We start from the raw sequence: 14,729 nt of genomic DNA on the forward strand, positions 1-14,729 counted from the left end.
TATTTTTTCTATTTTTGATGGGGGCAATAGCCCCCTTTTTATTTGCTATACGCAATACATACAGACTTAGGTTCTAAATACGCCTCTACAGAGGCTTTTCCGTGCTCGCGCCCGACCCCTGACTGTTTAAAGCCTCCAAATGGCATATGCGGGTCAAGCATATTATGTGTATTCACCCATACTGTTCCTGCCTGAATAGCCGGAACAAGACGATGAATGCGATTGACATCGTTGGTCCAAACACTGGCACCTAAGCCAAAAGGGGTTTGATTCGCAAGCTCGATGGCTTGTGTTTCTTGCTCAAAGCGGTTCGCCACCAGTACCGGGCCAAAAATCTCTTCCTGAGCAATACGGGCCCCAATATCCACATCCGCAAAAACGGTCGGTCGTACAAAAAAACCTTGCTCTGGTCGCTCGGTGTTTGTGGTCAATTGGCGCCCTTCTTTTTGACCGATCGCAATATACTTTTCCACACGCTCTTTTTGACGAGCCGAAATCAATGGTGCGATTTGCGTCTTCTCATCAAAGCCATCACCCAACACCATCTGATCGGCTAAAGCGGCAATACCATTGACGACCTCATCATAAATACCGGATTGCACATAAATCCGAGAGCCAGCTGTACACACCTGCCCTTGGTTAAAGAAAATCGCATTCGCCGCCCCTTGAATGGCTTGCTCTACATCACAATCGTCAAAAATCAAAACAGGCGACTTTCCACCAAGCTCTAGGGCTACTCGTTTCATATCTTTAGCCGCTTGTGCGGCAATGATATGCCCAACTTCTGTTGACCCTGTAAAGGAAATTTTATTGACCAGAGGATGAGCGGTTAACGCTGCTCCGGTGCTTTCTCCACGTCCTGTAATCACATTAAATACCCCGGCGGGGATACCGGCCTCTAACGCTAATTCAGCAAGACGAATGGCGGTTAGGGGGGTTTCCTCTGCGGGTTTCAAAACCACGGTACACCCAGCAGCAAGCGCTGGGGCCATTTTCCAAATCGCCATCAACAAAGGAAAGTTCCATGGCACAATAGCCGCTACCACGCCTACGGGCTCCAAACGGGTATAAGCGTGATAGCCCGTCTTTGGTGGAAAAGGGATAGAAACATTTAATACATCCCCTGAAACCTTTGTCGCCCAGCCCGCCATATAACGTAACCACTGTGCGCCCGAATACACCTCAAGCCCATACGATATGCTAAGCAACTTACCATTGTTAGCTGTTTCAAGCTGCGCCATTTCGTCCGCATTGGCCTCGAGCAAATCCGCCAGTTTTAATAACAAGCGCTCACGCTGTGCGGGTAGCATGGTGGCCCACTCGGACTCGGTCAATGCCTGATGCGCCGCTTTTACGGCCAGATCCACCCCCTGAGTCCCTGCCTCTGGTTGCTGTGCAATCACTTGCCCTGTAGCGGGGTTATAAACAGGAATGCGTTCACCTTGGCTTTGATCTACTGGCTGGCCGCCAATAATCATATGCTCTCGAATCCCTGAAATTGTCTGCGTTGTCATAAATTGGTCTCCTCGTTATACGGGCTAAGGCGTTTTTTTACACTTCAAGTATAAAAAGCAGCGCTCGCCACATTTGTGTTTTTGTGCATGAGAATTTGTGCTTTTAGGCATCCACCCATGAAAACGAGGGTAATCACTAGGCATAAAAAAAGGACGCTCAAAGCGTCCTTGCTCTTAAGATAACGAAAAGTAATTTACACAACCGCAGCTAGTGATTTAGCGTAATACTCTACGTTTTTTGTTGTTAACCCTGGTACGCTAATACGCCCTGAATCTAACATATAGACTCCAAACTCCTCGCGTAACCGTAGAATTTGTTCCGAAGACAAGCCGGTATAACTAAACATGCCCTGCTGCTTAATCATATAGCTCGCATCATAATGCGGGGCTAGTTCTGTTAGCCTGTCATAAACCGTTTGACGCATCGTATGAATACGCGCACGCATCGCATCGACGGCACCTACCCAACCTTGATACAGCTCGGGGGTATTTAACACTGTCGCAATTGCGTGCCCCCCATGCGAAGGCGGGTTAGAGTAATTTTTACGCACCCATGCATTCAGTTGGCCTAAAACTCGCTCTGCAGCAGCCTGGTCTTTGCACACTACCGATAAGCCACCACAGCGCTCAGAATAATAAGAAAAATTCTTAGAAAAAGAGTTTGCGACTAAAAACAATACACCGGCTTGTGCCATAGCCCGTACTGCATAGGCATCCTCATCGAGCCCCTGCCCAAACCCCTGATAAGCCATATCTAAAAAGGGGATGAGCTGCTTTTCTTTAATGAGCGCAATCAGTTGCTGCCACTGTTCCTTGGATAAGTCGGCCCCGGTTGGGTTATGACAGCAAGGGTGCAATAGCACAAAGCTCTGAGCAGGTAACTGCGCCAGATCAGCCATCATGCCTTCAAAATCCACCCCTTGGGTCTGGGCATCAAAATAACGGTATTTATTAGTTTTGATACCACAGCCCCCAAAAATCGCATGGTGATTGTCCCAAGCCGGATCACTAATCCACATTTGACTATCTGGATAGGCCTCGTGCAAAAGATCACCCCCAACTTTTAACGCACCGGTACCACCTAATGTCTGAATCGTAGCAATGCGTTTAGACTGATACGCTTCGCTCTGCTCGCCAAATACCAAACGCTGAACCCCATCCCGATACGTGTCTAATCCTTCCATGGGCAAATAAGTACGAGGCAATTTCTTTGCTGCCCAATGTTTCTCTGCCGCTTGGGTACAGTCGAGCAAAGGTACGCTGCCGTCATCCTCAAAGTACAGGCCAATAGTTAGGTTAACCTTGTTTTCACGCTGATCCGCCTGATATTGCGCGGCGATACGAAAAATAGGATCCCCTGCATAAGGGGCGACATGTTCAAACATAAATGTTTCCTATAGCAATTTCTATTTCAATCCTACTCACCAACTCTAAGTGTATACCTTGTTTTTTCGCCACATGCCCTTTTTGTTTAGTGGTAAACCCTAGGAGTCTGCCCCCATCCTTTTTTCAATCACACTTCGTGCATAACCTCTAACTTGTACTAAAATGCATAGATTGTCTAAACAGCAGAGCCAAAGCCTGCCACAAATTGCAAAGATTCGCCAAAACGAGCGTGATTGCCCCCAGCTATCGCTGATAAACAACAACCGGTTTATTTTTTTACGGTAGACTTTGTGTCTATGGCTCAATCCTCCTTTCACTTTCTTCGCTATGAAAACAACACCCTGTTTCTTCAGGGTGAATGGGTGTTAGCGCACTACCGTCAGCTGTGTCACGAGCTCGCTCAGTTTACGCAGCATGCCCAAAAATACGAGCATATTGATTTTTCCTCATTAGAAAAACTGGATACAGCAGGCGCAGAACAGTTGTGTTTGCTCATGACACCAGAACATCTTGAAGAGCAGCTCGATCATGCTCAAGGGCTATCAGCGGAACGCGCCGCCCTGCTACGCACCGTGGCCCATGCTCTCAGTACTCAAGAACCACCCCCGCCGCTACCACAGCACTCTGCTATTGGCGATTTTTTTGTACGTATCGGCGAAGCGACCCACCGCTTTTGGCGCCAAGCAATAGAGTTACTCGCTTTTATTGGTCTTACTCTAGAGACCCTGTTTTTCAATATGCTACGCCCCAGCCAATGGCGTGTAACAGCGATTGTGGCGCAGGTCGAAGAAACCGCTTTTAATGCCGTACCCATTATTGCACTCCTAACTTTTTTAGTCGGCGCCGTGATTGCGTTTTTAGGGGCTACGATCTTAGCGGATTTTGGAGCAACAATTTATACCGTTAACTTGGTCGGCTTTTCTTTTCTACGTGAGTTTGCGGTCCTTTTGACAGCAATCCTCATGGCCGGACGCACCGCCAGTGCGTTTACAGCTCAGATTGGCTCCATGAAAGCCAACGAAGAAATTGATGCGTTGCGTGCTCAAGGGCTCAACCCCTTGCTGATTCTCGTAATACCCCGTGTCTTAGCCATGCTACTTGCCTTACCCATGCTGACCTTTATTGGTATGATTGCGGGGATTTTCGGGGGCGCTTTAGTCAGCTTTTGGACCTTAGACATCTCGCCCACCATGTTTATTGAGATTTTTAAGCAAGACGTTTCAGTGCGGCATTTCTTTTTAGGCATGGCGAAAGCACCTATTTTTGCCTTTTTAATTGCAGTGATCGGCTGCTTAGAAGGGTTTAAGGTCACAGGAAGTGCACAATCCGTCGGGGAACGTACCACCGCAGCGGTGGTCCATTCCATTTTTATCGTAATTTTACTGGATGCGCTGGCCGCCTTGTTTTATATGGAAATGGGGTGGTAAATGACCGACTTAACCGACCGTAAAGCTCGTCAAAAAAAGCGTGAGCAACAAGAACCCATCATTAAAGTGCGCCATTTACGCAATCAGTTTGGCTCACATGTGGTCCATGAGAATCTGGATATGGACGTCTACCCAGGCGAAATCGTCGGGGTTGTGGGCGGATCCGGTACTGGAAAATCCGTCTTATTACGTGCCATTTTAGGATTACGTCCACCTAACGAGGGCGAAATCACCGTTTTTGGTCAAAAAATTGCCGATCTTAATGCTGAACAACGTTCTAAATTAGAGCGTCGTTTTGGGGTGTTGTTTCAACAAGGGGCGTTGTTTTCATCCCTAACAGTGGTCGAAAACATTGCCATGCCCCTAATAGAACACAGTGGTCTGAGCCGCGCCGAAGCCGAAGACCTAGGACGGCTTAAAATGGCTCTCGCAGGCTTACCTGCCAATGCGGCACATAAATACCCTTCCGAGTTGTCCGGTGGAATGATAAAACGCGCTGCTTTGGCACGAGCGCTTGCTTTAGATCCTGAAATTTTGTTTTTGGATGAGCCCACGGCCGGATTGGATCCTATTGGGGCCAGCGATTTTGATCAACTTATTTTGACCTTACGTGATGCCTTAGGATTAACGGTCTATTTAGTCACCCATGACTTAGACACGCTCTACACCATTTGTGATCGTGTCGCCGTGCTATCCCAGAAGCGAGTCATCATCAATGATAGTTTAGACGTCGTCGAGCAGTTTGATGACCCCTGGGTTCAGGATTATTTTCAGGGGCCCCGTGGGCGCGCCGCTCAAAAAGCAGAACAACGACGTCAGGAGAATACATAATGGAACCACGCGCACATCATATTCTGATCGGCGTTTTTACTTTACTCATCGCTACCGGCGCAGTCCTGTTTGCGCTCTGGCTAGCCAAAACCGGTAATGATAATAAAACAAAAGACTACACCGTGGTCTTTACCGAGGCTGTCCGAGGGCTAAGCCGCGGCAGCGCCGTGCAATACAATGGGATTCGTATTGGTGAGGTCACACGATTAGAGCTAGACCCACAAGATATCCGTCGTGTACTTGTGAGTATTACGATTCAAGAAACCATCCCCGTAAAAGAAAACACCAAAGCACGCTTAGCCTTAACAGGTATTACGGGCACCTCTGTAATTGAACTCACAGGCGGCACGCCAGATAGCCCTGATCTGGTTGCCCCTGAGGGTGAGAAAAAACCCATTATCATGGCTACACCCTCACCTATTGCACAACTGATGGCCGGTGGTGAGGAGTTAATGACCAATGTCTCCGAGCTACTGATTAATGCTAACGCTTTTTTATCTTCCGATAATGCCAAACGTATTGGTAACAGCATTGAGCAACTCGAAAAACTACTCGAACAACTTGCTGACGGTACTCAAGACCTTCCCGACTTATTTGCAAGTCTAAATAGCGCAAGCGCCGAAGCAGAAAAAATGCTCAAAGAAACACGCCAGCTGATTACAAAAGAAGGCAGTGGCGCCTTTGCTAAAGCCAACGAAGCCATGCAAAACCTAACGCAAGCCACCCAAGAGCTACAACATATTCTCAAAGATAATGCGCCAGCCATCAATCAAGGCAGTCAGGGTTTTGCTCAAATCGCACCGGCTATGCAAGAATTACGCCAGACCCTTGCTAATATCAAAGCCATTACCCAAGAGCTTCATAATAATCCGGCTCAATATATGTTGGGCGGTGACACCATACAGGAATTCCAACCATGATTTGCACCACTCGTCATTTGATTCAACCTGTTTTGCTTAGCGCCGCTTTATTACTTGGGGGCTGCTCCATTCTGCCTGAAGCCGAGCCTCAAACTCGTTATGACCTGCCCGCCGCCCCAATGGCAGCACTGAAACAAAACAAAGATCACAGCCTTTATGTGGCAACACCTAATGCAAATCGCCTAATTAATAGCAATCGTGTGATCGTACAGCCAGATGGTAGTGAAATGCAGGTGTATAAAGGCACCCAATGGGCCGATAATGCTCCTGTCATTTTACGTGACCGCTTGGTACAAGCTCTACACGATGCACAGCTGTTTCAAGCGGTTAGCACCGATGCCGCCGTTAAAACAAAATGGGCGCTAGAGAGCTATCTACGTCATTTTCAAGTGCAATACCGCCAACAACAGCCCGTGGTTGTGGTACAGCTCGAGGCCCAGCTCGTCGACAGAGCACAATCCATTATCCAGCGCAGTCAACGCTTTGTCATTGAGCAGCCGGCGACCAGTACCGATATCCCTGCCGTCATCCAAGCCTTTGGGATGGCTGGGGACCAACTGAGCCAGCAGCTCCTACAATGGCTAGCTCAGTAGGTAAAAAACCGTTCCCCATTTTAGGCGTCACGAATACCACGCGCTTTTAGAATGGGGAGCACCTCGTCACGGAAATAAGGAAACTCTTTGACGTAATCAAAAAATGAGAGTGTCGTCCCCCGAAAACCGACCTCATGCAGCGCACAGATTTGATCTGCCACATGCTCTGGTGTCCCTACCAGCGGGAAACCACCATGCCCTACTGTCATACGCTCTCGAATCTGAGCTAAAAGCTCATGGGGAAAAGAATGAGCATGCGCAAACTGCAAATTCACTAAATTATCCACAGCCCCAGTATCTGCATGGTCAAGCATGCGCTGCCACTCTGCTTCTGCCTCTGCCTGGGTTGGGCGACAAATTACATGGGAAAAAGTCATCACCCCAACCTCACGCCCTTTATCTGCCGCCATTTTTTTAAGCTCAGCGACCTCTTGACGTGAGCGCTCTAGCTCCATGGCCGGCGTGAATAAAAAATTCGCATTACTGCTTGCAAACTCTCGCCCCTGACCAGAACCCGCTGCGTTAAAAATAGGAGGGTGATAATCAGGCCGTGGATCACTATGCACCTGTTTAAGCTGAAAATATTTTCCCTCCCAATCAAAACGTCCCGCATGATCCCACAGTTTACGCACAACATCGAACCATTCTTGCGCATACCCATATCGCGTTTCATGATCATTAGGCAAATCTAGACCTAGTGCATCATATTCAGGCTTATTCCAACCCGCTACGATATTTAGACCCACACGATTGCCACTAATTTGAGCCATCGTGGCTATCTGCTTAGCCAACGCCACAGGATGGTTAGCAACGGTATGTACTGTTGCAAAAACATTGATATTTTTCGTATGTGCTAACAGTGCCGTCGCCCAGGTAATAGTTTCTAACACATAGCCATGAAAATCCGTCTCGCCGCGATACCCCACCCAGCGCGCGATTGGTAACATAAAATCAATGCCAGCCTCATCAAGCATCTGCGCCAGTTTTACGTTGTTTTCCCATGTAGCCTGCCAGCGATCAGGTAAAGTTGACACGGTCATACCACCACCACAATTCGTGGCAAATGTACCGAGCAAAAAATGGTCCTTAGTTAATAAACGGTTTTGCGCCATGCTTGTCTCCTAAACATAATAAGTCTTTGTTTTATATTTAAAAACATAACGCTGACTGCTACTATCTAAAAACTGCACCCCTATCAAAAAACCGCACATTTTTCCTGTGGATTCCCAGCTCTTGACTTGCTGCGTATATGTACTAATAGATTAGGCCTAAATTAATTACTACTATAGTATTTTTGTGGAATCGTTTATAAGGAGGCTCGTATGCATCAACTTCTACAGCGTTATGCTCAACTGCACTCCTACGACGTAGATCAGGTGCAACATCATGTCGCACAAGTACTCTGTCCCCACCACCTGAAAATAAATAACGCCTCCCAACTCAATACCCACCTTTACTATCGCGCAAGCCAACGACTGGGCTGGGGGCGCTTACGTTATGGTGCTACGGTTCATATTCAGCCCCAACCTTTAACCGATTTTTATCTTTTACAAATTCCTATTCAGGGCCACGAAAAAATTCAGCTTTCTCATCAAAGCTTTTATTACAGCTCACAACGTGCTTCGTTACTTAACCCAAACCAAATGTTTTCTATGCAACATAGTCAGCACACTGACAAGCTTTTTATTCGTATCTGTAAAACCAGCCTGGAACATTTTTTTCAAAAACACTACCAGCGTCCTTTACAGGGTGAGCTTCTCTTTACTCCAGTATTAGCTCTGGACCAAGGGGCTGGTGCCAGTTTATGGCGCTTATTACAATGGCAATTTCAAGAAGCCTCTGAAGGCAGCTGGTTCGAACAGGCACAGACCCAACGGCAACTAGAAGACACGTTTTTTGCTTGCTTATTAGATGTATGGGAGCACAATCAACTCTTACCTAGCATACAAACATTAACACCTCACGCTATCAAACAAGCCAAGGACTATATTCACCAACATTTAACAGAGCCTTTAAGCGTAACTCGTATTGCCCAACATGTTGGGATTAGCACCCGATCCCTCTATGCCGGATTTAAAGACTTTGTAGGCATTAGCCCCATGCAATACGTTAAAAAACAGCGTCTACACGATGTGCACCAACGCTTATTACAAGCAGACCCCCAGCGCCACACGGTCACCGAGCTCGCTCTTCTTGCCGGCTTTAGTCATTTGGGTCAGTTTGCCGCCGATTACCAACGTCTATATGGGGTACGTCCCTCTGTAACATTACAACAAAACGCCTAAACCAAAAGTAAAGATACGGGTACACTTAGTGCTACTACAGTTTTTTGGTTTTTTATCTATGTTTAGATCGGGCGTTTTTTTATTGATGGTATCTTTACTGGTAGGTTGCCAAACGGCTTTGCCGCCCATCCCTAACCCACCACCAACGGTAAGCGCTAACCCACAACAGCCAGCGCCTACGGTACCCACTTACCCTCCTCAATTTAATTTAAGCCACCTACCAGAAGTGGAGCAGCTGGATACACAACATAGTTATCAGCTCGAAGAGCTCATTCACTTAGCACAAGCCAATAACCCTATTACTCGCATTGCCTGGCTAGAAGCCGAGCAGGCCGCCATTGCTGCCGGCATGGTTAAAGCTACCTACCTACCAATGATTTCAGCCAGCGTCATTGGGGGCTACCAACGCAGCAAACGCCACACAGACCTAGACTTACCTCTTATAGATATTGACACCCGTACACATAGCTCTGTCCATGGTGTTGTACCCGCCTTAAGCTTGAAATGGCTGCTTTTTGATTTTGGCAAAAGAAATGCTTTACATGGTGCAGCCTCGGATATGAGCTTTGCCAGCCAAGTTAAATTTAATGCCGCGCATCAAGCCATCATCTTTAATGTGGCACGCACCTTTTACGAATACAGTGCAGCACGTCAAAAAACCGAGCTAGCTCGCCAACACTTACAAAACACCACTAAGCTTGTCGACGCCGCCCAGTCTCGATTTCAAGCAGGGGTCGGCACAGCGATAGACGTAGCTCAGGCTAAACAACTACAAGCACAAGCTAATTTCCGCTTGGTTCAAAACCAAGGCGCAGAGCGTAACGCTTATCACGCTCTAATTGCTGCAGCGGGCTTACCCCCCACTACGCAGATTCATATTGCTGACGCCTCTGATCGACAATTACCACGCTATGAGGACCTACCCGACGATGCTACGCTGCAAGCAGCACTGGCCTATCGCCCTGATCTCATCGCTACTGACGCGGCACGACGTGCCGCGGAAAAATCCATCGATTCGGTAAAAGCTGACTTCTTACCCAAAGTTGCCCTAATGGGCGTAGCATCAGCCGGCTCCACCCACTTTAATATCAATGGCCTGGCTGAAACCAGCCCGCAATCTGCCTCTACGGCTGTGCTATTGGGGGTGAGTATTCCTTTATTCGATGGTGGATTACGTCGCATGCGTTTGCGCGAAGCCGAAGCTCGCGCCGCCGCCGCTAAAGAGCTCGTACGTAAAAATCAAAACGATGCACTACGTGAAATTCATTTTGCTGCCAATAGCCTACGCTCTGCACTAGAGGCCTATACCGCCGCTACCGAATTGGTCGATGCGGTTCGCCTAACCTATGATGCGGCACTCGAGTCCTACGAGGTTGGACTAGGCAGCATGATGCTAGCCACCGAGGCCGCCAATGCTCTTATTGACGCCACTCAAGCTCAAACCGTCGCCTACTCAGCAGCTTTAATTGCCTCGGCAAATTTAGCCTTTATGATGGGACAAATCGACATCGCGGCCTTGCCTCCACTACACCAACGCTAGCTTTTCCGACCCCCCTGTTAACAAGCCACGCTGTTCAAAGCGCTGCTGTAACTGTTTGATTTGCGCACGCGTCTGCTTAATCACCGTTGCCGCGGGGCGTAGGTCATTCGGCTCTAAAAGCACTAGCCCAAACTCATATTTCACCCAAGCAAGCTCTTGGGCGATACCAGCGGCGCATTGTACCGCCGCCGCTTTATTTTGCGTGCTTTGCTGCCTTAACGTTTGAAGCTTATTCTCTATCACCTGAAGGCGCCGCTGCACCGAACGCATAACACTTTGCGGCCAAATATGGGTAAAAACCAAATACATCACCACGTTACCCAATAAAATTCCAACCACCCGATCACGTGCCACACTCAAATCAATATCAGGCCCAAACCCTTGTAAAGTAATCAACAAAAAAGCAAACGCAATTTGAATGCCTGCATAGGAAATGCGTTCAGACCCCAGTGCCACCCAAGCGGCAAGCAAACATACCGCAAACACCGCGATCATCAAAGCACCAACCGATATCATATACGGCATAAACAGCAACAGCACCACCGCCCCAAACAAAGCGCCGATCAAGCAACCAACAATACGCAAAAATAACTTATGAATGGTTTCTCCTGTGGAGCCTAGAGCGGCCACATAACACGTAATCATCGCTGTATGAATGCCCTGCCAGTCAATAGCACTGTAAATCAAATAACACAGTACAGCCGCACCAGTCGCCTTAATAGCTATTTGTTGATAGATCGGGTTAGTTAGTGCATCGGCAGCAAAAAAAGGACGCTTTTCCTCGGGGATAACCGGCGGCTTATCCTCGCTGGCTAACGCCATCAAAGCGGTTTTGATTTCATGTGCAGCACTGTTGGTGGTGTATGACTGCGTAAACGACCATAACTGTGGTCGTCGCCCCTGTGCTAAATCGTGTGCAGCGGCACGACAAGCAGCGGCTAGCTCTACATTATGCTCTGTCTGCTGTTGATTCCTTAACGCCAACACTGCCAATAAGATACGATAGCTCTGTAACACCGCCGCATCTAACCATTTATACGTAGTCGTAGGCACCAAATGAAAAGCTTTAAGCCACTTTAATCTTTTTTGCTGTGCTTCGACACCTAGTGCTAGATTTTGACGCAATGCGGTTGTTGGTGCTTGTCCCTCTAACGCCATCGCCGCCAACTGTAAGCGCTCAATAAGCTCATTGACTAGCACGTGCTTGGGCTGACGCCCCACAAGTAAATTAAATCCAACCACCAACGCCATTGGGGCGGCTACCATCAACCAAGCATACAGTAAAGCTCGAGTGGCCAGCTCCCCGACTGGCACGTACATAAGCAAAGTCAGGACAAAAGCGATTACCAACGCAATAATGCCACCTAAAGGGCCCAAACGACTGGCTGCACCTAAAAATAAAAAAAACAATGAGCTAACGACCAAAGCAGTTAGCCGTGCTGGAGGTGAGTCAATGGTAAGATTCACTAGCCCAACAAGAGCCAAAATAACGATAGAAACCAAAACCACTAATGCCAAAGCCAATACCGTGCTTTCGGCAGCATCGGACTTCATAACAAAAAAAATCACATAACAGCTAATGGCTGCCTCGGGGATTTGGTAGGTCATTGCGACTAATGTCATCAGCGCACATAACAAAGCAATACGCCAAGACTGCTCCCAACGGCCACTAAACGGCCGCAGATCTGATTTGACTCGAGACCAAATTGAACTAGTCACAATATTGCCCATCATGAATAATGGTGGTTGCAGAAGCTCCCATTCTTAATAATGACTCGTGCTCTGGTTTTACATCCAGTGCAATTTGTACGGGGAACCGCTGTGCGACTCTTACCCAGTTCACGGTTTTTTGTACATAAGGCATCCCACGTGGCAAATGAATAATGTCCTCTGACGAAACGCCCCAACCAATGTTTTCCACTTTGCCTTGGATCGCCACATTAGGATTAGCCATTACATATACTGTGGCACATAGACCTGGCTCTATATGTTTTAAAGCTGTTTCTCTATACATGGCCGTTGCATGCCAATGCGTGGTATCAATCAGGGTAAAAAGATTCATCTCTGGCATTAAATGTTCGCCCTCGCTCACGTGCAGCCCAACAACACGCCCTGTCTGGGGGGCTCGCACCTGTGTTTCTCGTAAATTTCGCTCTGCAATAGCCAACCCCTGCTGCCGCATTTCCACCATAGCAATTTCAGCATCAGTGGTGCTCACCATAGCCTCGGCAGCCCCCGCTTGCTCTAAAGCTTGACGCAAAGAAATTTCTGCGTCTCGCTTCATGGTATTTGCTTGGTCTAATTGCTGTTGGGGCACATAGCCTTTTGGAGCTAAAGCCGCCATACGAGCCTGGCTTTGTGTAGCAAGCTTTAAGTTCGTGCGAGCACGCTCAATCTGTTCATTCGTAATGCTGGAATTATGCAACTGCGCTTGGATATGACGCTCTTTTGCTGCTAGTGTGGCTTGTGCAAAAGCTAGCTCAGCTTTTGCCTGAGCTAGCCGCATTTCATATAGCTCGGGATCCAGCGTAAACAACAACTGCCCTTTTTCTACCTTATCCCCCTCTTTCACATATAAGCGTTGAATACGTCCAGGCACGGTCGTCACAATATGCACCACATTGGCCTCAATGGATGCATCTTCTGACAAGGGGTTAAAGGTAGTACGATAAGCATGCCACGCACCCAGAACGATAGCTAACACTATCACCACCACGCTAATTAACGAAGCCCATTTTTTATGGGTAGAAATGGTTGAAGATTCCATGGGGGTTTACCGTGTAAAAAACAGCAATAACGCACCAAAGCATAAGCTCAGCGCAATACAAACATAGACCAATAATTTAAAACGCAAGGCATCATCAATCCCCAGACGAATAAAGACAAAGCGAATCACAATAGTGACTAAAGTCGCCAATAAAATAAAAATTAGCCACGCCGGAAAGTACGAGCCCACTAATGCAAAAGAGGGCGCGCGCTGGCACCCTGCTACCAATCCTGCCACAAATAAAAGCCATGCCACCCGCATTCTATTTCCTTGTCACATGCTCACAACACCACAAAATTGTACCTGAGCTTTGGGTCAATCCAGTACCTACCCACAATCCTTAACGTTAAATACCACAAGACTAAGCCGGCTTACTGGTAAAAACCCTATGCAGCCGAAGAGATAGTTTATCGGTAATATATTTAACTATAAATATATTGGATTTCATGCTTTACGCGACAACACAGGAACGGCCTATCATGTTCAACATTTCTTCTCGTCTACTGATTGGTGCCACACTAGCACTAAGCGCCTTTGGCTTACAGGCTGCGGAAACCACGCTTAAAGCCGTGTCCGCTTTCACCCAAGACGCTTTTTTCTCCGAGCGCTTTCATGCTTTTGTAGAAAAGGTGAACAACGAAGGCAAAGGCATTTTACAGATTCACGTCGTAGGTGGCCCTGAGTCTATCCCTACCTTTGAGGTCGGCAATGCTTTACGTTCTGGGGTTGTCGACTTTGCTAATACCAGCGCGGTTTTTCATGCCAATTTAGTGCCTGAAGCCCTTGCCATGACGCTTACCGATCGTCGCATGAGCGAGCTACGCGAAAATGGCGGTTATGCGCTTATGAACCAAATCCACCAAGACAAAGCAAATATGGTGTGGTTAGCTCGCGTTACCGATGGTCTGCAATACCATCTCTATGTGAATAAGCCTATTGATAAAGCCGAGCTTAAAGGCTTTAAGATCCGCAGCACTCCAGTCTACTTAGCGCTATTACGTACACTGGGAGCAACCGCTATTCAAATTGCTCCTGGAGAAACCTATACCGCGCTTGAGCGTGGGGTGGTAGACGGCTACGGCTGGCCCTCTGTCGGTTTATTGGACTTAGGATGGCAAGAAAAAACCAAATATCGTGTAGAACCCGGTTTTTATAACGTAGAAGTCGGCTTTTTTATGAACAAAAACAGCTGGGAAAAGCTGAACGATGAGCAAAAAGCCTTTTTACAGAAACAAGTACAGTGGGTGGAGTCGCTTAACGAGGCAGAGCTAGAGCGTGGTGAACAAGAGAAACGTCGACAAGAAGACGCGGGGGTTCAAGTGCTTACTTTGCCTGAAGAAGCTGCCACCGATCTGCTCAACAAAGCGTATCAAGCTGGCTGGGATAATTTACACAAAGTCAGCCCCAAAAATGCTAAAGAAATTAAACGCCTTTTTGGTAAAGACCCTGCTTAATTCTGATGTATC

Annotated in this window: 13 protein-coding genes; 7 read left to right on the top strand and 6 right to left on the bottom strand. The window is 47.6% G+C overall.

The genetic code is table 11. From position 1 onward, the window contains the following. Positions 1-38: 38 nt before the first annotated feature. Together ABD980_RS01400 and ABD980_RS01405 are read right to left on the bottom strand one after the other, a co-directional pair. Positions 39-1,514: an aldehyde dehydrogenase family protein gene (locus ABD980_RS01400; RefSeq protein WP_345369051.1), complete on the bottom strand. Its 1,476-nt coding sequence runs from the start codon at positions 1,512-1,514 to the stop codon at positions 39-41. 194 nt (positions 1,515-1,708) lie between these two features. After that, positions 1,709-2,899: an amino acid aminotransferase gene (locus ABD980_RS01405; RefSeq protein WP_345369053.1), complete on the bottom strand. Its 1,191-nt coding sequence runs from the start codon at positions 2,897-2,899 to the stop codon at positions 1,709-1,711. 297 nt (positions 2,900-3,196) lie between these two features. Between ABD980_RS01405 and ABD980_RS01410 the strand changes: the two genes are divergently transcribed. The 4 genes from ABD980_RS01410 to ABD980_RS01425 are packed head-to-tail and all read left to right on the top strand — an operon-like array spanning position 3,197 to position 6,671. Then, a complete protein-coding gene (locus ABD980_RS01410; RefSeq protein ID WP_377536187.1) occupies positions 3,197-4,327 on the top strand; it encodes an MlaE family ABC transporter permease in 1,131 nt (376 codons plus the stop codon). Continuing rightward, positions 4,328-5,158 carry an ABC transporter ATP-binding protein gene (locus ABD980_RS01415; protein ID WP_345369055.1) on the top strand — a complete coding sequence of 277 codons (831 nt, stop codon included), beginning with the start codon at positions 4,328-4,330 and terminating at the stop codon, positions 5,156-5,158. After that, the gene (locus tag ABD980_RS01420; RefSeq protein WP_260650689.1) at positions 5,158-6,078 is read left to right on the top strand and encodes an MlaD family protein; all 921 of its coding nucleotides are present in this window, start codon (positions 5,158-5,160) and stop codon (positions 6,076-6,078) included. Before ABD980_RS01415 ends, ABD980_RS01420 begins: the two co-directional genes overlap by 1 nt. Next, positions 6,075-6,671, top strand: coding sequence for an ABC-type transport auxiliary lipoprotein family protein (locus tag ABD980_RS01425; protein WP_345369059.1), 597 nt, complete (start codon positions 6,075-6,077; stop codon positions 6,669-6,671). The genes ABD980_RS01420 and ABD980_RS01425 overlap by 4 nt, the downstream gene beginning before the upstream one ends. Before the next feature lie 20 nt (positions 6,672-6,691). Here ABD980_RS01425 and ABD980_RS01430 read toward each other — a convergent pair whose 3' ends face one another. Further along, the gene (locus ABD980_RS01430; protein ID WP_300647582.1) at positions 6,692-7,783 is read right to left on the bottom strand and encodes an LLM class flavin-dependent oxidoreductase; all 1,092 of its coding nucleotides are present in this window, start codon (positions 7,781-7,783) and stop codon (positions 6,692-6,694) included. A 210-nt stretch (positions 7,784-7,993) separates the two neighbouring features. Between ABD980_RS01430 and ABD980_RS01435 the strand changes: the two genes are divergently transcribed. Together ABD980_RS01435 and ABD980_RS01440 are read left to right on the top strand one after the other, a co-directional pair. Next, complete coding sequence (locus ABD980_RS01435; protein WP_345369062.1) at positions 7,994-8,956, top strand: AraC family transcriptional regulator; 963 nt, start codon at positions 7,994-7,996, stop codon at positions 8,954-8,956. Between the two features lie 58 nt (positions 8,957-9,014). Beyond that, the gene (locus ABD980_RS01440) at positions 9,015-10,496 is read left to right on the top strand and encodes a TolC family protein (protein WP_345369064.1); all 1,482 of its coding nucleotides are present in this window, start codon (positions 9,015-9,017) and stop codon (positions 10,494-10,496) included. Here the strand turns inward: ABD980_RS01440 and ABD980_RS01445 are convergent. The 3 genes from ABD980_RS01445 to ABD980_RS01455 are packed head-to-tail and all read right to left on the bottom strand — an operon-like array spanning position 10,482 to position 13,518. Then, entirely contained in the window at positions 10,482-12,215 is a 1,734-nt protein-coding gene (locus tag ABD980_RS01445; RefSeq protein ID WP_345369066.1) for an FUSC family protein, read from the bottom strand. The genes ABD980_RS01440 and ABD980_RS01445 overlap by 15 nt on opposite strands. Next, complete coding sequence (mdtN, locus tag ABD980_RS01450) at positions 12,208-13,263, bottom strand: multidrug transporter subunit MdtN (RefSeq protein ID WP_345369068.1); 1,056 nt, start codon at positions 13,261-13,263, stop codon at positions 12,208-12,210. Before mdtN ends, ABD980_RS01445 begins: the two co-directional genes overlap by 8 nt. A 6-nt stretch (positions 13,264-13,269) precedes the next feature. After that, complete coding sequence (locus ABD980_RS01455) at positions 13,270-13,518, bottom strand: YtcA family lipoprotein (protein WP_377536188.1); 249 nt, start codon at positions 13,516-13,518, stop codon at positions 13,270-13,272. 224 nt (positions 13,519-13,742) lie between these two features. Here ABD980_RS01455 and dctP point away from each other — a divergent pair, with 224 nt between their 5' ends. Further along, positions 13,743-14,717, top strand: coding sequence for a TRAP transporter substrate-binding protein DctP (gene dctP, locus ABD980_RS01460; protein WP_260650997.1), 975 nt, complete (start codon positions 13,743-13,745; stop codon positions 14,715-14,717). Positions 14,718-14,729: the final 12 nt, after the last annotated feature.

Origin of the sequence: Paenalcaligenes hermetiae, assembly GCF_039543645.1 — a bacterium.
In the GTDB taxonomy this organism is placed as follows: domain Bacteria; phylum Pseudomonadota; class Gammaproteobacteria; order Burkholderiales; family Burkholderiaceae_B; genus Paenalcaligenes; species Paenalcaligenes hermetiae.